The sequence below is a fragment of the Rhodanobacter lindaniclasticus genome (assembly GCF_004799035.1).
GTDB lineage: Bacteria > Pseudomonadota > Gammaproteobacteria > Xanthomonadales > Rhodanobacteraceae > Rhodanobacter > Rhodanobacter lindaniclasticus.
Window position 1 is genome coordinate 22,585 of sequence record NZ_MWIO01000022.1, and the last position, 17,300, is coordinate 39,884.

The window sequence follows — 17,300 nt, forward strand, 5'->3', positions numbered from 1 at the left end:
GGATAGCCTGCCGCGCAGGCCGCACAAAGAGAACCCCAGCCGATCAGCCGAACGGCTGCTCGATCGACGGGCTCTGCGGGGTGAACCAGCGTGCGCCGTCGTCGGTGATGTGCATGTCGTCCTCCAGCCGCACGCCGAACTCGCCGGGGAGGTAGATGCCCGGCTCGTCGCTGAAGGTCATGCCCGTTTCGAGCGCGCGCGTGTTGCCTTGCACGAGGTAGTACCACTCGTGCATGTCCATGCCGATGCCGTGGCCGAGGCGGTGGCTGAAGTACTTGTAGCCGGGGCCGTAGCCGGCATCGACGATGACCTTGCGCGCGGCGGCATCCACCGACTCCATCGTGGCGCCGGGATGCGCGGCCTTGAGCGCCGCCTGCTGCGCGCGGCGCACGATGTCGAACACGCGCTTCATCTTGTCGCTGGCCTTGCCCAGCACGAAGGTGCGGGTGAGATCGCTCTGGTAGCCGCCGACCTTGCAGCCGTCGTCGAGCATGATCACGGTGCCCTCGCTGATGTGCTGCGGCAGCGGCGAGCCGTGCGGCGAGGCGGTGAACGCGCCGACGTTGACGCTGGCGTCGCCGCGCAGGCCCTGGCGCGTGTAGGCCGCGTCCACCAGGGCGGAAATCTGCTGCTGGGTCATGCCTGGCTGCAGCGCCTTCCACACCGCGTGGTACACCGCCAGGGTGGCGTCGTTGGCCAGCTGCATCAGCGCCAGTTCGGCCGGGCTCTTGATTGCGCGGCAACCGGCGGTGACCGGCGTGGCGCTGACCAGCTTCACGTGCGGCGCCGCGGCGGCGATGCCGAACTGCGTGGCCGAGCGCAGTTGCTCCTCGATGCCCAGCGTGCCGGTGGCCATGTGCCATTCGGCCAGCACGTCGGCGATCAGCGCGTACGGGCTCTCGAACTCCTGCCAGGTGCGCACGTCCTTCCTGCCGAAGGCGATCTGCTCCAGCGTGCGCTCGCGCTCGAACTCCGGCGTGATGTAGACCGGGTCACCCGATTTCGGCAGCAGCATGCCGGTGGTGCGTTCGCTGACCCACCAGCGCATGCCGGTGAAATATTCCAGCGAGCTGCCGCCGCCCATGAATACCGCGTCCATGCCGTGCTCGGCCATCAGCTGCTGCGCCTTGCGCAGGCGCCCCTCGCGTTCGGCGTCGGTGATCGGCACGGCGCGCGGCGCCACCGGTTCCAGTGCGAGGATCGAAGGCGGCAGCGCAGCGCTCGTATCGCTTGCCCAGGCAGCTCCGACACCGAGCAGCGGAATGGCCGCTGCGCCGAGAGCCGAGCCTTTCAGGAAGCGGCGTCGATCAGCACGGACGCTGTCATCGGTGTTCATGAGCGACCCCTTGGCTTGGAATGCACGCATTCTGGCACCCATGGTCCTGGCCTTGCCAAGACCTTCCTCGGCCGTCATCCCTGCGAAGGCAGGGATCGCACTTCGCCGCTGCAATGCGATCCCTGCCTTCGCAGGGATGACGAGCTGGAAGTTGGCGGCGGCCCGCGCTCAGGGCTTGCGCACAGCGCCCGCGTGACCGGGCGGTCGCACGTCCGGCAGGAACACCGCCAGCAATCCCAGCAGCGGCAGGAACGCACAGACCTGGTACACGAACTCGATGCCGTAGTGGTCCGCCACCACGCCGAGCACGGCCGCGCCGATGCCGCCGAGGCCGAACGAAAGCCCGTAGAACATGCCCGACACCATGCCCACGCGGTGGGGCATCATGTCCTGCGCGTAGACGATGATCGCCGGGAAGGCCGAGGCCAGCACCACGCCGATCACCACGCTCAGGCCCACCGTCCACGCCAGCCCCACGTGCGGCAGCAGCAGGGTGAACGGAGCGATGCCGAGGATCGACACCCAGATCACCTGCTTGCGCCCGATGCGGTCGCCGAGCGGCCCGCCGATCAGGGTGCCGGCGGCCACCGCCATCAGGAACACCGCCAGCAGATGAGTGGCGCGGGTCATCGACAGGCCGAAGTGGTGGATCAGGTAGAACTCGTAGTAACTGCTGATGCTGGCCAGGTAGAAGAACTTGGAGAACATCAGCACCATCAGCACACCCAGCGTGCGGCGCACCACCGGCGCGGGGAACAGCGGCTGGTCCGACGGCAGGCGCTTGCGCACGCGCTCCTCGATATGCCGGCTGTACCAGCGGCTGACCTGCAGCAGCACCACGATGCCCAGCAGCGCCGCCAGCCCGAACCAGCCCACGTGCGCGCGGCCCAGGGTCAGCACCACGCCGGCCGCCATCAGCGGCCCCAATGCCTGGCCCAGGTTGCCGCCGATCTGGAACACCGACTGCGCCAGGCCGTAGCGTCCGCCCGAGGCCATCCGCGCCACCCGTGAGGATTCGGGATGGAACGCCGACGAGCCGCAGCCGATCAGCGCCACTGCCAGCAGCAGCACCGGGTAGCTCGGCGCCACCGACATCAGCAGCAGGCCGGCCAGGGTGAAGCACATGCCGACCGGCAGGGTGTACGGCAGCGGGTGCCGGTCGGTGACCATGCCGACCACCGGCTGCAGCAGCGAGGCGGTGAGCTGGAAGGTCAGCGTGATCGCGCCGATCTGGAAAAAGCTCAGCTCGAACTCGCCCTTGAGCAGCGGATAGATCGCCACGATCACCGACTGCATCATGTCGTTGAGCACGTGCGCGAAACTCACCGCGCCCAGCACGCCGTAGCGCGTCCTCGACAATGGCGTGGTGGTGGCCGCGGCGATCACCGGTGGCGCGCCGCCGGCTTCGCTGGCGGTGGCGAGGGAAGAAGTGTTCGACACGGTGTCTTTCATGCGGGGAAGCATCACGGGTGGAGGGGAGTTGCCGTGTCCACGCCGCACGCCGGATCGGGCCGCCGGCCGCACCGGGCAGCGCAGTCACGCGGTCGGCCATCAGCACCGCTCAGGATACGCCGCGGGTCGCCGTCGTCCAAGCAAATGCCTGCGTCGTGCGCATTCGCTTTCCGGCAACCCGTGCCGCGTCACGCGGAAGCCTTGTCGTGGAAAGCAGGTCGCGTGCTACCTGCCGGTACATGGCCGCAGGTTCCTGCGGGCAGGGGCACGCTGCCATGCGCCAGGGCAGTGGTGCTAGTTTGATGCACTTCCCGCCGCATCACGGAGTCGCCCATGCCCGCTCGCCCTTCCGCCCGCTCGTCGGCCATGCGCCGGCTGGCCTGCACTTGCATGCTGGCGACTTCGCTGGCGCTGTCTGCCGGCACCGCGCTGGCGCAGCAACAGCGCAGCCAGCAGGTACCGGACCCGCAGGACACGCCGTACGCCGGCACGATCGCGCTGCATGTCGATGCCAGCGACACGACGCAGGGCATTTTCCGGGTGCAGGAGACGATTCCGGTCACGACCGGGCCGCTGACCCTGCTGTACCCGCAATGGATCCCCGGCGACCACTCGCCCACCGGCCCGATCGACATGCTGGCCGGGCTGAAGCTGAGTGCCGGCGGCAAGCCGCTGGCGTGGAAGCGCGACAAGTACAACGTCTACGCGTTCCATCTCGACGTGCCTGCAGGCGTGTCCAGCCTGGACGTGCAGTTCCAGTACCTGTCGCCGCGCCGCGGCGGCTTCGAGATCACCGACCGCATGATGGACATGGCGTGGAGCAAGGTCGCGCTGTATCCGGCCGGGCACTACACGCGCGGCATCACCTTCGAGCCCAGCCTCACGCTGGCGCCGGGCTGGCAGCTCGGCACTGCGCTGGAGACGTCGGTGCGCAAGGGCGATACCGTCACCTTCAAGCCGGTCACCTTCAACACGCTGGTGGATTCGCCGGTCTACGCCGGCCGCCATTTCAAGCGCGTGGACCTTGCCCCGGGCAGCAAGGTGCCGGTGCACCTGGACATCGTCGCGGATGCGCCGAAGTACCTGGAGATCACGCCGGCGCAGCTCGAGGCGCACCGCGCGCTGGTAAGCCAGGCGGTGAAGCTGTTCGGCTCGCAGCACTATGACCACTACGACTTCCTGTTCTCGCTGTCGGACGTGCTGGCCGGCAACGGCACCGAGCACCACCAGTCCAGCGAGAACGGCCTGGACGCGGACTACTTCACCGCCTGGTCCGACAACGCGCCCAACCGCGACCTGCTGGCGCACGAGTACACGCATTCGTGGAACGGCAAGTTCCGCCGCCCGGCGGATCTGTGGACGCCGAACTTCAACGTGCCGATGGGCGATTCGCTGCTGTGGGTGTACGAGGGCCAGACCCAGTACTGGGGCTTCGTGCTCACCGCGCGCTCCGGATTGTGGACGGCGCAGCAGTTCCGCGATGCGCTGGCGATGGTCGCGGCCAACTACGACCGCAACCGGGTCGGCTTCGGCTGGCGCACGCTGGAAGACACCACCAACGATCCCACCGCGGCACTGCGCGCGGCGTTGCCCTACCGCAGCTGGCAGATGAGCGAGGAGTACTACAGCGGCGGGCAGATGCTGTGGCTGGCGGTGGACGCGAAGATCCGCGCGCTCACCCACAACACCAGGTCGCTGGATGATTTCGCCCGCGCCTTCTTCGGCGTCGACGACGGCAGCTTCGTCACCAAGACCTATGCCTTCGACGACGTGGTGGCCGCGTTGAACGGCGTGGCGAAGAACGACTGGGCCGGCTTCCTGCACGCGCGCGTGGACACGCTCGATCCGCCGCTGGCCCGCGGCCTGGAGGCTACCGGCTGGAAGCTGGTCTACACCGACCAGCCGAGCGCCTACGAAAAGCAGTACGACAGCCGTCCGGAATCGCCACGGCACATCTTCAACTTCGCCTGGTCGATCGGGCTGACGCTGACCAAAAGTGGCGAGATCAACGACGTGCGCTGGGACGGCCCGGCGTTCAAGGCCGGCGTGAGCACCGGCGCCACCGTGGTCTCGGTGAACGGACAGGCGTACAGCACCGACGTGCTCAAGGACGCGATCACCGCGGCCAAGGGCAACCAGGCGCCGATCAAGCTGCTGCTGAAATACCAGGGCGGCTTCCGCACCGTGGCGGTGGATTACCACGGCGGGCTGCAGTATCCGCACCTGCAGCGCATCGAAGGTACGCCGGATTACCTCGGCGACATCATCGCGGCGCGGCGGTAGCTCGGGCGGATCATCGGATACGGAGGAAGGCCATGAAACCACGCCACTGGATTGCCGTGCTCGCCTGCGCGCTGGCGATGGGCGCGAGCGGCGCCGCGTCGGCACGCGACACCCCGCTGCGCGTTATGACCTTCAACGTGCGCGTGCCGGTGGACAAGGGCGCCAACGCGTGGGAGAACCGGCGCGAGCTGATGGTGCAGGTGATCCGCGCGCAGCACCCGGACGTGCTCGGCACGCAGGAGCTGACCGAGCAGCAGGGCGAATACCTCGCTGCGCATCTCCCCGGCTATGCCTGGTTCGGCCAGGGTCGCGAGGGCGGCAGCAAGGGCGAGCACATGGGCGTGTTCTATCGCACCGATCGGCTTGAGGTGCTGCGCTCCGGCGATTTCTGGCTGTCCGACACGCCGCACGTACCCGGCAGCATCACCTGGGGCCAGCCGTATCCACGCATGGTCACCTGGGCGCAGTTCCGCCTGCGCGATGGCGGCGGCACGTTCGAGTATCTCAACACGCATTTCCCCTACCGCGACGAGGACGTGCGCCCGCGCATGCTCAGCGCCGCGGAAATCTTGCGCTGGATCGACCAGCTGCCGGCCGATGCGCGGGTCATCCTCACCGGCGATTTCAACTGCGCGCCGGACACGCCGGTGCACGCGAAGTTGACCGGCGGTTTGCACGACGCCTGGACCGAAGCCGCCACGCGCTCCGGTCCGGCCAAGACCTTCCACAACTTCACCGGCACGCCCGACCGGCGCATCGACTGGATCCTCAGTCGCGGCTTCAAGGTGCGCACGGCAAGCACGCTGACCACGCACGAGGGTGCGCGCTATCCCTCCGATCACTTCCCGGTGGTGGCGGAGCTGGTGCCGGCGAAAAACACCACGCCCCACCCGTAGGAGCCCGCTGGCGGGCGATGCTCCTGCTTTTCGCCCTGCGAATCCCGAATCCGAATCCTCGCACCAAGAGCATCGCCCGCCAGCGGGCTCCTACGGGTGAGGTGCCGCCGGCTTTGTCGCGGTGACCAGCATGGTGGACATCCACGGTCCGCCCCACCAGGTGCGCCAGCCCAGCGAGCGTCGCGTGCTGTCGGCGCCGCGTGCGCGCAGGCGCCGCTGGTATTGGGCGCTCTTGGAGATGTCGGCAATCAGCAGGTGCCCGCCGGGCCGCAGCACGCGCCAGGCCTCGTCGATGGCGCGGTCGCGGCCGGCCGCATCGCCGATGTTGTGGATCGCCACGTTGGAGATCACCAGGTCGAAACTCGCGTCGGCGAACGGCAGCTCGCGCATGTCCGCCGTGCGCAGCTCGACGCGATCGGCGACGCCTTCCGCCTGCGCATTGCGCGCCGTCACGTCCATCGCGTTGCCCGACTGGTCCTTGCTGCTCCAGATGTCGACGCCGGTGGCGCGGCCGTGGGGCAGGTGGCCGGCGGCCATCAGCAGGATCGCGCCACGGCCGCAGCCGAGATCCAGCACCTCCTCGTCGCCATGCCAGGCCTGGGCGTCGAGCAGCTCCCGCCACGCCACGAATTTGCCGCGCAAGGTGGTGTGCAGGTACAGCGCGAGGATGACGGCGATCAGCGCGGCGGTGATCCACAGCCCGGACATGTGCGCGAACGCCATCAGGCCGAGGCACACCAGCAGCCCGGCGCCCATCAGGGCGGGCACGTACGGGGCATCGATGCCGTAGCTTCCGTTTCGACGTGACATGGCGGGCCGCTCCTGCGCGGTGGTGGTCGGTGGCGCATTGTTGGGTGGTGGCGTCAGGCGTTCCAGTGACGCGTGTCATGCCGCGGACCTGCGCCGCGGGACGTTGCGGGCATGACGTCCGGCAGGGACGCGACTAGAATTGAACGGTTGCAGCCGCCTCGCTTGCTGCGAGCGCGGCCTTTGCTCACCCTCGTGATTGACGACGCGCGTGCGTCCTCGACCCCGCCATCGGAACCGCCATGCGTTCAACCTTCGGCTTGCGTCTGCTTTCCCTCGTGCTGTGTCTGGCCGTCCCGCTGCCGCTGTTGGCAAAGGACGCGCCCAGCGTGGGCCAGCAACGCGAAGACGTACTGTTCTGGACGCAGGCGCAGCGCACGGCGCAGTTCCCGCGCATGTACGAGCTGTTTCCCGCCGACCGCGCGGCGCACGGCAGCCACGTGCACGCCTTGCCCGAGGGTGCGCCGCTGGCCCCGCGCTGGGACGACGCCGGCATCACGCTGGCCGGCTACATGAGCAGGCACCACCTGGCCGGCGTGATGGTGCTGCAGCACGGCCGCATCCGCCTGCAGCGCTACGCACCCGGCTTCGGCCCCGCGCAGCGCTGGACTTCGTTCTCGGTGGCCAAGTCGGTCACCTCGACCCTGGCCGGCATCGCGCTCGCGCGCGGCGACATCCGCAGCATGGACGACACGCTGGAGACCTATATCCCGCAGTTGCGCGGCACCGCCTACGCCAAGGTCACCGTGGAGCAGCTGCTGACGATGACCTCCGGCGTGCGCTGGAACGAGGATTACGACGACCCGCATTCCGACGTGGCGCAGATGTACCGCAGCGCCTGCGAGAACGGCCAGCCGCACGTGATCTCGTACTTGGCCAAACTGCCGCGCGCGTATCCCGCCGGTACGCACTGGAACTACAACACCGCCGAAACCGATCTGCTCGGCATCCTGGTCCAGCGCGCCACTGGCCAGTCGCTGGCGAGCTACCTGTCGCAGACGATCTGGAAGCCGTACGGCATGGCCGCGGATGCGTACTGGTTGAAGGACGAATGCGACGGCAGCGACACCGGCGGCAGCGGCCTGTCCGCCACGCTGGCCGACTACGCACGCATCGGCGAGTTCATGCTCGACGGCGGCCGCATCGGCGGCCGGCCGGTGATCGCCGACGCGTGGCTGCACGGCGCGATGCACAAGCAGCAGGACGTGGCCAGCCCCGGACACGGCTACGGCTACCTGTGGTGGACCGACGCCGACGGCAGCTACGCCGCGATCGGCATCTTCGGCCAGATGGTCTACGTCGATCCGGCGCGGCAACTGGTGATCGTGCAGGTGGGCGCGTGGCCGCAGGCGACCTCGAAGGCGCTGGTGGCCTCGCGTCGCGCCTTCATCAAGGCGGTGCAGCGCGGCGCCGACGCCACCCACTGACTGGCGCATTCCGCGGCAAGCGTAGGGCGGGCACTGCCCGCCGGCTTTTCGCGACGCGACGGCGGCGGGCGGTGCCCGCCCTACCGTTGCGCACACGTCGCGCCGTCGAAGCGCTGCCCACTCACCGCCGCGTGGCGAGCACTCCGTCCAGCGCCAGCTCCGCCCGGAAGCCTGCCTGCTCCAACCGCCGCGCCACTTCGCGCGGCACGTCGCGGCCGCTGGTCAGCCTGTTCGGGCTGCCGGTGTAGTGGAACAGCCGCCCGCCGCGACGCAGCACCCGCGCCAGCTCGCCGTAGAACGCCTGCGAATACAGTTCGCCGGCGATGCCGAAGCGCGGCGGATCATGCAGCAGTGCATCGAACGAGGCGTCGGCGAGTTGTTTGATGGCCTGCGCCACGTCGGCGTGCTCCAGCTGCAGGCGCTCTTCGCTGGCGGCCGGATCGGGCGACCACGGGTTGAGGGTGCGCAGCCACAACACGTCGGCGTTCTTCTCGAATGACTGGATACGCGCCACGCCGGCTTCCAGGCAGCACGCCGCGAAATAGCCGAGGCCGCCGCAGGTGTCGAGCACCAGCTTGCCGCGCGGTTCCACCAGCGCCACCTTGCGCTGTGCGTCGGCGAGTGGCGAGGCCTTTGCCGTGGGCAGCATCTTGATGCCGTCGATCTCGAACGTGGGCACGCCCCATTCGGTCGGCACCAGCTTGATCAGCGAACCGGCGAAACGCGCCGCCGGCGCGAACTCGGCGCCGTCGAGGAAATAGACGGTGCAATCCTTCAGCTTGCCGGGGTAGGGCTGGTGCGCCTCCCGCCAGCGCCAGCCGTCGGCCAGCAGCGCGACCGTGTCGCTGCTGCGGCCCAGGTCGAGCGAGCCCGTCCACGCGGCGGCGCCGGCATCACGTGCGGCGAGCAGGTCCTCGGCGACCTGGCGGGTAAGCAGCGGGCCTTGGTAGCGGGGCAAGGGCGGGTCCTGTATCGGGCGGGCGGGCCTGCCCGCGGCGCTCCATGGTACAGGTGCGCGCCCGCGCACCTTCGCGGCTTCCGCTCACTGTCCGCCCGGTACAGCGGCTTTTGGCGGGCCGCTGCGGTCAGCGGGCGTCGACCGCGGGTCTTGTGGTGGACTGTCCGGCTGCGTGCGCCCCAGCGTGATGTTCCTGGTGGCGCGGACTTCGGGGTTGGAGTAGGTCCAGACTTCGCCGGTCCTGGTGATGAACACGGTCCAGTACGGGTCCGTTTCGGGGCCGTAATCGATCAGTATGTGGGCAAACCCTTCGCCCTTGGGCGTGGTCAGGGGGATCGGCGGGTCGAGTTGCAGCATGGCCATGGGCGGGTTCCGCGAGTGGTAGGTGGATCGGCGTGCACGGAACCCGAGGACCGGGCAGTCGAGCTGGCCCGCCGCGGACGGCATCGTCGACACGCCGTGAGCGCCGGAATTCAGCCTTCCAGCCGGCCCTGCTTGCCCAGGTCGCTGGGTTTTTCCTCCAGCAGTCCCCGGGCAAAGTCGAACGCGCGCGCCACCATGCTGTCCGCCGTTTCCCAGTACACCGCATCGCGCACGCGGATGCGCAGCACCATCAGGTTCGGATCGTCGCGGCCGTCGGGGAAAAAGATCTTCTGGGCGATCGTCCACAGCTCGTCGATGGTGTCGTCGTCGCGATCCATGCGGGCGCGGCCGCGCACCGATACGTAGCGATGCTCGCCGGCATGGGCGTAGGCCAGGTTGGCATCCGCATCGTCGGTGAGTTCCGCGATCTTGTGGCTGTTGGCCGCGGTGAAAAAGATCAGCTCGCCATTCGCATCGAGTTTCAGCGTCTGGACCGGGCGGCTCACCAGCGAGCCGTCGGCGGCATGCGTGGTGAGCATGGCCACTTCGATGCCGTCGATCAGCTCGCCCAGTTCGTGCAGGTCGGTATCGCGTGGCGCATCGTTCTTCATGGGAAGCTCCGCGGCGGGAAAGCCGCAGCATCGCGCCGCAGCCTTCAAGGGCGGATGAAGCTTCCGTGCGGCCCGCGTGCATGGCCATGCGCAGGGCTCCAGCGAAGCGCCTTGCAAAAGCCGCAGGCCCGCTCAAGCTGGAATCCTGTGTCTGCGTCTTGTTCAGGCCTTTCCGGGGGCAACACGCCATGGTGGATTCTTGCGGTTGTCGCCGGCCCGGAACAGACAGAGCGCGTTGCCGGAAGGATCCGTGAGGCGCGCCTCACGCCACAGCCAGTGCTCGTCGGTGGGCAGCTGGGAGAACTCGAACCCGGCTGCAAGCAGGCTCGTGACCTTGGCGTCCAGATCCTGACACTCGAAGTACACCACCACGCCGGAGCTGCCGGCTGGTTGATCCGTGGTGTGGAGCGAGAAGGTCGAGTCGCCGTCGGGGCACTCGAAGCGGGCATAGCGAGGTGGGGAATGGACGATGAGCGTAAAGCCCATGTCGCAGTAGAACGCGACGGAGCGATCGAAGTCCGTGACCGGGAGAGTGATCTGATTGAGATTCACGAACGGTCTCCTCGCGCCTCGGCTTCGGCGCCCGGAAAATCAGCCGCCGCGGCTCCACTCGCGCACGGCCTCGGCAAACGCCAGGCAATCCGCAAACCGGTTGTACAGCGGTGCCGGGGAGATGCGGATGACGTCGGGTTCGCGCCAGTCGCCGATGATGCCGGTGGCCATCAAGCGTTCGAACAGGGCGCGGCCGCGTTCGCGGCCTTCGATCACGCGGATGGAGAGTTGGGCGCCGCGGCGTGCGGGGTCGGCGGGGGTGACGACCTGCAGCACGTCGGCCAGCTGCGTCTGCACCAGCCATTCCAGGTAGCCGGTGAGCTGCCGTGATTTTTCGCACAGTGCGGCCATGCCGGCGCGGCGGAAGATTTCCAGCGACACGCGCAGCGGGGCCAGCGCCAGGATCGGCGGGTTGGAAAGCTGCCAGCCGTCGGCGCCGGGCGTGGGCACGAATTCGGGGCCCATCTGGAACCGCGTGGTCTTGTCGTGGCCCCACCAGCCGGCGAAACGCGGCAGCACGGCGCGCGCATGGCGTTCATGCACGAAGGCGCCGCCGACGGCGCCCGGGCCGCTGTTGAGGTATTTGTAGCTGCACCAGATCGCGAAATCGGCGCCGCTGTCGTGCAGCTGCAGCGGCAGGTTGCCGACCGCGTGGGCCAGGTCGAAACCCACCGTGCAGCCGTGCCGATGCGCCAGCGTGGTGATCGCCTTCAGGTCGAACGCCTGGCCGGTGCGGTACTGCACGCCGGGCAGCATCACCAGCGCGATGCGCGAACCGTGCTCGGCCAGCGCGCGCTCGACGGCGGCGGTGGAGACGATGCCGTTCGGCTCGTCGGCTTCCAGTTCGATCAAGTCCGTGGCGGGATCGAAGCCGTGGAAGCGGATCTGCGATTCCACCGCGTAGCGGTCGGTGGGAAAGGCGCCGGCCTCGATCAGGATCGCCGGGCGCTCGGCGGTGGGGCGGTAGAAGCTCACCATCATCAGGTGCAGGTTCACGCCCAGGGTGTTCATCGCGACCACTTCGGACGGCTGTGCACCGACCACGGCGGCGAGGTCGTCGCGCACGAACTCGTGGTAGTCCATCCATGGCAGGCGGCCCTTGAAATGGCCTTCCACGCCGAGCTCGCCCCAGTAGTCGAGCTCCGCGTTGACCGCCTCGCGCACCGCGCGCGGCTGCAGGCCGAGCGAGTTGCCGCAGAAGTACGTGCTGTCGCGGTTTTCGTGCGGCGGGATCAGGAACTCGTCGCGGAAGGCGCGCAGCGGATCGGCGGCATCGCGGGCGGTGGCCCACGCGGTGGTGGGCTGGTAGTCGGGCATGGTGGTGTCCTGCTTCGGTGGGAGCGGCTGGCGTGCGGGCTTCTCGTCGGCGAGACGGAGAGCATCGCGCGCGAGCGCGCTCCTACAGAGGGGATTTATTTCAGTTGGGCGGCCAGCGCAGCGCAGCCCTTGTCGAACTCGGCCTGCCAGTTGCTGCCGGCCTGGCTGCGGGTCGGGCGCACGCAACGCAACTGGATGGCGTAGCCGCGCTTGAACCAGTAGTGCTCGGTGTAGCTGAAGGCGGTGCCGTTTTCCTGCGCGGTGTAGAGGTTGCTGTTGGGTACCGGCGGCACCTTGTCCTGCTGGTAGCCGGGCAGGGCCAGCGCCTTGGCCGTGGCCTGCGCCATGAACTGGTGGAAGCTGCTGATGTCCGGCACGCGGGTCACGGTGACGGTGACGCGCGCGAGGCTGCTCTTGCCAGTGGGCGAAGGGTCGGGCACCTGGAACACCTGCGCCTCGGTGTCGCCTTCGGTCTGCATGATCGGCAGCCAGTTGGCGGGCGTGTCGAAGGTGATGTTGCCACCGGCCATGTTGACTTCGGTGGCATGCGCCGTGCCGGCCAGCAGCAGGGTGGCGACGATCGCCAGGGTGGTCGTGCGAAGGGGGTTCATGCGGGCTCCGGTCGAGAGGGGTCGGGGGCGAAACGATGCCTGGGCAGTCCCAGCCATTCCAGTGCGGTGCCATGGAACAGCCGCTCGCGCCCGGCCTGGTCCAGGCCGAGCGCCTCGATGCCGCTGCCGGGCTCCTGCTCGCCCAGCGGGAAAGGATAGTCGGTGCCCAGCATGACCTGTTCGACGCCGGTCACATTCAGCAGGTAGCGCAGCGCGTCGTCGTCGTGCACGCAGGAGTCGAAATAGAAGCGCCTGAGGTATTCGCGCGGGTTGCGCGGGTTGTCGGTGGCGACCAGGTCCGGGCGCATGCGGAAGCCGTGCTCGATGCGGCCGATGGTGTATGGAAAGCTGCCGCCGCCGTGGGCCAGCATCACGCGCAGCTTCGGCAGCCGCTCCATGACGCCGCCGAAAGCGAGGCAGCAGGCGGCACGGGATTGCTCGGCCGGCATGCCGACCAGCCACGGCATCCAGTACTTGGGCATGCTGGCCATGCCCATCATGTCCCACGGATGCACCAGGATCGCCGCGCCCAGATCGGCGGCGGCCTCGAAGAACCCGAACAGCTCGGGCGCATCCAGGTTCCAGTCGCCGCAGTGCGAGCCGATCTGCACGCCCTGCAGGCCCAGCTCGTCGATGCAGCGTTCCAGTTCGCGGATGGCCAGGTCCGGCGCCTGCAGCGGCACCGTGCCGATGCCGGCATAGTGGCGCGGATAGTCGCGGCACATGCCGGCCATGTGGTCGTTGAGGTGGCGATGCAGCTCCAGCGCCTGGTGCCCCGGCGCCCAGTAGGAAAACAGCACCGGCACGGTGGAGATCACCTGCACGTCGACGCCGAAGCGGGCATAGTCGTCGATGCGCGTCTGCGGGTCGAAGGCCGAATCCCACACTTCGCGAAAGAAGCGGCTGTCCTTGTAGATGCGGTGGCGACCGTCGGTATGGGTCATCACCGGGAAGCGGTCGTCGCCGTATTTGGCCGCGAGGTTCGGCCAGTCGCGGGGCAGGATGTGGGCGTGGGTGTCGATCTTGAGCATCCGACGAGTTTAGAACCTCGCGGCATGAGCGTCGTGCGGCAGTCGCACATCGCCGGTCCCGCCACACGGCGGAACCGGCGACGGTGGGGCGTCAGAACGTCACCGTCAGGCCCATCCGCGCACCCTGGTCCCGATAGCCGGAGGCGAACTGGCCGAGGTAGCTGGCGTCCACCGTGACGTTGCGTGCCACCTGGAAATCGATGCCCAGGTTGGCGAGCAGCGCGTGGTGGCTCAGCGGCACGCCGGCGATGACGAAACTGTCGCCGCCGGCGACGAAGCGCATGTCGTCCTTCGATGCGAGATCGCCCCAGCCGTGCTGCCAGGCGAGACTGGCTTGGACGTGCACGCCGGCCTGCGAGGTGAAGGTGTCGCGCAGGCCCAGTGCGGCGCTGTTCACCGACGGATCGGCGGCAGCCACCGCCAGCGCGGCCTGGCCGCCGTGTTCCCGCGCCGCCTCGGCGTGCTGTTGCGTGCGAGCCAGGTTCACGAACGGCTCCCACTGGTGGCCGTGCGACGTCGTGAAGCGATAGCCGGCTTCCACGTAGGCCTGGTCGGTGCGCAGGTGGCGGCGGCTGGCGAGGCGTTCGTCGAAACCGGAAAAGGCCGCGGTACGCTGGGTGTCCACGTCCTGCCACGTGTGGACGGCGGCGGCGCGCAGGCGCAGCGCGCCGGACGCGGTATCACCGTACACGCCCAACTGGTGGTTGAGCACGTGTGCCGAGGAGGTGCGCCCGGCCACGTCCATCGAGTTCTGGCCGTGGCCGAGCAGCAGGCCCAAGCGGCTGTCCGTGCCCACGCTGCGGTCCACGCCCAGCAGCAACCCGCTGCCGTTGGCACGCAGCGAGGCCGCGTTGCTGTCACCGTCGTCGCGGCCCCAGTGGCCCCAGGTGCTCAGCCACGCGCTGGTGCCGTCGGCGGTGCGGCCGTCGACGCCTTCGCCCAGGCCGAGCAGGTGGCGGTTGATCGCGTCGCGCACGTAGCGATCGTCCTCGGCGAGGGCGGCGAGCGTGGTTGGGTAGATCTCGCCGCTCAACTGGTCGAAGGCGCGCCGTGCCTGCGGCACATCCAGCTTCACCAACGCGTCATACACGGGCGTACCCCAGCCCCGGCTCTCCGCGCCCTGCGCGGCGGCTTTCTGGTTCGGGGTGATGCCCGCGTCGGCGAAACCGACGTCGTTGCGCTGCAAGGACAGGTTCACCGCGTTGGCGCTGTAGCTCAGCACCGGATCGAGGAAGGCGAGGCTGGAACTGGCCGAGGCGAACTGGCCGCTCACCCCACCCGCCGCCGTCACGATGGTGTAGTCGGTGCGCGGCGCCCAGTTGCCCGACTGCGCCAGCACCAGCGCACTGCCGCCCTGGATGGCGATCTTGCCGCCTACGGCGAGCTGGTCGGCGTGGCCGTCCGGTGTAGCTTCGATGCGCAGGCTCGCACCGTGCTGGATAGTGGCGTCGCCGCTCACGTGCAGCGTGCCGACCGAGTTGCCGGGGCTGAGCGTGCCGGCCAGGTCGAGCCCACCGAGCGTGCCGATACCTCCCAGCGTGGCGTCGGCGGCCACCGTCACCGTGCCGCCCAGCGTGGCTGCGGCGTGGCTGTCGTCGCCCACCACCAGAGTGCCGGCCTGCACGGTGGTAGCGCCGGCGAACGGGTTGGTGCCGTTGATGGTGAGCGTGCCGGTGCCGGATTTCAGCAGCGTGCCGCGGCCGGACAGCGTGCCGTCGAAACTGGCGTTGACGGCCTGCACGAAGGACAGCGTGGCGTCATCGTTGATCGCGCCGCGCAGGCTGGTGGCATCGCCGACGAGCGTGCCCGCTACCACGCTGGTGCCGCCGTTATAGGTGTTGGCGCCGGTGAGCACCTGCCGGCCGCCTTCGAGCACGAGCTTGCCGTCTCCGGCGATGACGCCGGCGAAGCTGTCGTGGGCGCTGGTCAAGGTCAGCGTCTGGCCGCCCAGCATCACGGTGCCGCTGCCGCCCAGGCTGGCGATACGGGCGCCGGCGCTGGTGCCGCTGATGTCGAACGTGCCGTCGTCGAGCAGTCCGCTGGACGTGGCGATGCTGCCGGTGCCGGTCAGCGCCAGTGCGCCCGCATGGATCGTGGTGCGGCCGCCGTAAGTGTTCGTGCCAATCAGCGTCAGCACGCCGGTGCCGCTCTTGGTGAGGCTGCCGCTGCCGCTGACGATGCCGCTGAAGTTGCCATCCGCGGCCTGGTCGAATACCAGCGCGGCGCCGTCGTCGATGTTGCCGACCAGGCTGCTGCTGTCGCCGACCAGGATGCCGGCGGCGATCGACCAGTTCTGTGCGGCGGAGCCGGTGCCGGTCAGCGTCCAGGTACTGGCGCCGGCCTTCTGGTAGCTGGCGAAGCCCGACGCGGTGCCGGCATCGAACGTGTTGCCGCCGGCGGCATTGGCATCGCCGCCGAGGATGAAGCTGTCGCCTCCGGCGCCGCTGCCGCTGCTGCTGAGCACGCTGCCGGTGATGCTGGAACCGGCGCGCAGCAGCAGGGTGTTGCCGCCGCCGACTAGCACCACCGCGGCGGCCTGCGTGCCATCGGCGGAAGAGACGCCGCCGACGAGATGACCGCTGTTGTCGATCGAGGTCTGCCCGCTGGCGATGATGGCCGCCGCGCCGGCATTGGCACCTTGGCCGTTGCCGCCCTGGATGGTGCCGCCGGTGTGATTGACGATGCTCGCTGCGTTCGCGCTGATGGCAGTCCCGGCGTAGATGCCGCCGGTGCCCGCGATCGTGCCGCTGTTGTCGATGCTGGCGCCGCCGGTGGCGACGATCGCGGTGCCGCCGGAGGTGCTGATGTCGCTGAGGCCACCGTCGTCGCCGAGAATCGCGGCGCCCGACTGGTTGACGATGGCCACGTTGCCGTTGGCAACGATGCCGTAGCCGCCGTAGTTGCCGGTTCCGGGCACGCCGCCGTAGCCGCCGCGGATGACGCCGCCGCTGCGGTTGGTGATGTTGGCTTGCTCACCGCTGGCGACGGTGATGGCGATGCCGATGCCGCCGCGCCCGCCGCCGCCGTTGGAACCGCCCTGGCCACCTTCGATCAGCCCGCCGTTGCCGAGGGTCAGGTTGCCCGAGGCCTGGATGCCGGTGCCGCCCGTACCGTTGCCGCTGTAGCCGCCGCTGGCCTGGGCGCCGGTGCCGCCGCGGATGGTGCCGGCGTTGTCGATGACGAAGGTCTGCGCGCCAATGGTGGCTGCCACGATGCCGCTGCCGCCAGTTGTGTAGTTGTCCAGCGTGTCGCCGCCGACGATGCTGCCGCCGAGCTGGTTGGTGATCCGGCCGCCGTTGTCGCTGGCGATGCCCGCGCCGGCCAGTATGTGCGCATTGCCGCCGGTGATGCTGCCGCTGTTGGTGACGTCGGCGCCAGCGGCAGCCAGATCGATGCCGGCACCGCCTTCACCGGGCGCACCAACCAGGCTGCCCGGGGCGGGGCCCGCGGCGCCGCCCGCGCCGCCGATGATCTGGCCGCTGTTGGTCAAATTGTCGTTCGCGCCCGACATCAGGATGCCGTCGCCGCCGCCGCCGCCACCGCCGCTCCATTGGCCGTTGCCGCCGTTGCCACCGTTGCCGCCGAGGATGCTGCCGGCATTGTCGAGCACGGTGGCGTCACTCAGCGCCACCAGCCCGCCGCCGCCGCCGCCGCCG

Annotated in this window: 14 protein-coding genes; 3 read left to right on the plus strand and 11 right to left on the minus strand. The window is 69.1% G+C overall.

Features of this window, described 5'->3' with window-relative positions; all coding sequences use genetic code 11:
- Positions 1–43: 43 nt before the first annotated feature.
- Positions 44–1,336 (minus strand): M24 family metallopeptidase, encoded by a 1,293-nt coding sequence (locus B1991_RS07645; RefSeq protein WP_136258129.1) that lies wholly within the window; start codon positions 1,334–1,336, stop codon positions 44–46.
- Between the two features lie 168 nt (positions 1,337–1,504).
- Positions 1,505–2,788: an MFS transporter gene (locus B1991_RS07650; protein WP_136258130.1), complete on the minus strand. Its 1,284-nt coding sequence runs from the start codon at positions 2,786–2,788 to the stop codon at positions 1,505–1,507.
- A 366-nt stretch (positions 2,789–3,154) separates the two neighbouring features.
- Between B1991_RS07650 and B1991_RS07655 the strand changes: the two genes are divergently transcribed.
- Positions 3,155–5,071 (plus strand): M61 family metallopeptidase, encoded by a 1,917-nt coding sequence (locus tag B1991_RS07655; protein ID WP_136258144.1) that lies wholly within the window; start codon positions 3,155–3,157, stop codon positions 5,069–5,071.
- A gap of 32 nt (positions 5,072–5,103) precedes the next feature.
- Complete coding sequence (locus tag B1991_RS07660; protein WP_136258131.1) at positions 5,104–5,967, plus strand: endonuclease/exonuclease/phosphatase family protein; 864 nt, start codon at positions 5,104–5,106, stop codon at positions 5,965–5,967.
- Positions 5,968–6,057: 90 nt separating this feature from the next.
- Here B1991_RS07660 and B1991_RS07665 read toward each other — a convergent pair whose 3' ends face one another.
- Positions 6,058–6,777: a class I SAM-dependent methyltransferase gene (locus tag B1991_RS07665; protein WP_136258132.1), complete on the minus strand. Its 720-nt coding sequence runs from the start codon at positions 6,775–6,777 to the stop codon at positions 6,058–6,060.
- A gap of 239 nt (positions 6,778–7,016) precedes the next feature.
- On the opposite strand from B1991_RS07665, the gene B1991_RS07670 reads away from it, so the two are divergent.
- The gene (locus B1991_RS07670) at positions 7,017–8,201 is read left to right on the plus strand and encodes a serine hydrolase domain-containing protein (protein ID WP_136258133.1); all 1,185 of its coding nucleotides are present in this window, start codon (positions 7,017–7,019) and stop codon (positions 8,199–8,201) included.
- 121 nt (positions 8,202–8,322) lie between these two features.
- On the opposite strand, the gene B1991_RS07675 is transcribed toward B1991_RS07670, so the two are convergent.
- The 8 genes from B1991_RS07675 to B1991_RS07710 all read right to left on the minus strand — a co-directional run.
- Entirely contained in the window at positions 8,323–9,159 is an 837-nt protein-coding gene (locus B1991_RS07675; RefSeq protein WP_136258134.1) for a class I SAM-dependent methyltransferase, read from the minus strand.
- An 84-nt stretch (positions 9,160–9,243) separates the two neighbouring features.
- Positions 9,244–9,522 carry a hypothetical protein gene (locus tag B1991_RS07680; RefSeq protein WP_210772102.1) on the minus strand — a complete coding sequence of 93 codons (279 nt, stop codon included), beginning with the start codon at positions 9,520–9,522 and terminating at the stop codon, positions 9,244–9,246.
- Positions 9,523–9,632: 110 nt separating this feature from the next.
- Positions 9,633–10,133 carry a pyridoxamine 5'-phosphate oxidase family protein gene (locus B1991_RS07685; protein ID WP_136258135.1) on the minus strand — a complete coding sequence of 167 codons (501 nt, stop codon included), beginning with the start codon at positions 10,131–10,133 and terminating at the stop codon, positions 9,633–9,635.
- A gap of 162 nt (positions 10,134–10,295) precedes the next feature.
- On the minus strand, positions 10,296–10,685 hold the full coding sequence (locus B1991_RS07690) for a VOC family protein (protein WP_136258136.1): 390 nt from the start codon (positions 10,683–10,685) through the stop codon (positions 10,296–10,298).
- A 39-nt stretch (positions 10,686–10,724) separates the two neighbouring features.
- A complete protein-coding gene (kynU, locus tag B1991_RS07695; protein WP_136258137.1) occupies positions 10,725–12,002 on the minus strand; it encodes a kynureninase in 1,278 nt (425 codons plus the stop codon).
- 95 nt (positions 12,003–12,097) lie between these two features.
- On the minus strand, positions 12,098–12,613 hold the full coding sequence (locus tag B1991_RS07700) for a hypothetical protein (RefSeq protein WP_136258138.1): 516 nt from the start codon (positions 12,611–12,613) through the stop codon (positions 12,098–12,100).
- Positions 12,610–13,644 carry an amidohydrolase family protein gene (locus tag B1991_RS07705; RefSeq protein WP_136258139.1) on the minus strand — a complete coding sequence of 345 codons (1,035 nt, stop codon included), beginning with the start codon at positions 13,642–13,644 and terminating at the stop codon, positions 12,610–12,612. The genes B1991_RS07700 and B1991_RS07705 overlap by 4 nt, the downstream gene beginning before the upstream one ends.
- 91 nt (positions 13,645–13,735) lie before the next feature.
- A partial coding sequence (locus B1991_RS07710; RefSeq protein WP_136258140.1) for an autotransporter domain-containing protein occupies positions 13,736–17,300 on the minus strand: 3,565 nt, incomplete at its 5' end.

Excerpts from the sequence above, each read along its gene's own strand:
- B1991_RS07645 (WP_136258129.1), bottom strand. The coding sequence starts at position 1,336 with ATGAACACCGATGACAGCGTCCGTGCTGATCGACGCCGCTTCCTGAAA.
- B1991_RS07650 (WP_136258130.1), bottom strand. The coding sequence starts at position 2,788 with ATGAAAGACACCGTGTCGAACACTTCTTCCCTCGCCACCGCCAGCGAA.
- B1991_RS07655 (WP_136258144.1), top strand. The coding sequence starts at position 3,155 with ATGCGCCGGCTGGCCTGCACTTGCATGCTGGCGACTTCGCTGGCGCTG.
- B1991_RS07660 (WP_136258131.1), top strand. The coding sequence starts at position 5,104 with ATGAAACCACGCCACTGGATTGCCGTGCTCGCCTGCGCGCTGGCGATG.
- B1991_RS07665 (WP_136258132.1), bottom strand. The coding sequence starts at position 6,777 with ATGTCACGTCGAAACGGAAGCTACGGCATCGATGCCCCGTACGTGCCC.
- B1991_RS07670 (WP_136258133.1), top strand. The coding sequence starts at position 7,017 with ATGCGTTCAACCTTCGGCTTGCGTCTGCTTTCCCTCGTGCTGTGTCTG.
- B1991_RS07680 (WP_210772102.1), bottom strand. The coding sequence starts at position 9,522 with ATGGCCATGCTGCAACTCGACCCGCCGATCCCCCTGACCACGCCCAAG.
- B1991_RS07685 (WP_136258135.1), bottom strand. The coding sequence starts at position 10,133 with ATGAAGAACGATGCGCCACGCGATACCGACCTGCACGAACTGGGCGAG.
- kynU (WP_136258137.1), bottom strand. The coding sequence starts at position 12,002 with ATGCCCGACTACCAGCCCACCACCGCGTGGGCCACCGCCCGCGATGCC.
- B1991_RS07700 (WP_136258138.1), bottom strand. The coding sequence starts at position 12,613 with ATGAACCCCCTTCGCACGACCACCCTGGCGATCGTCGCCACCCTGCTG.
- B1991_RS07705 (WP_136258139.1), bottom strand. The coding sequence starts at position 13,644 with ATGCTCAAGATCGACACCCACGCCCACATCCTGCCCCGCGACTGGCCG.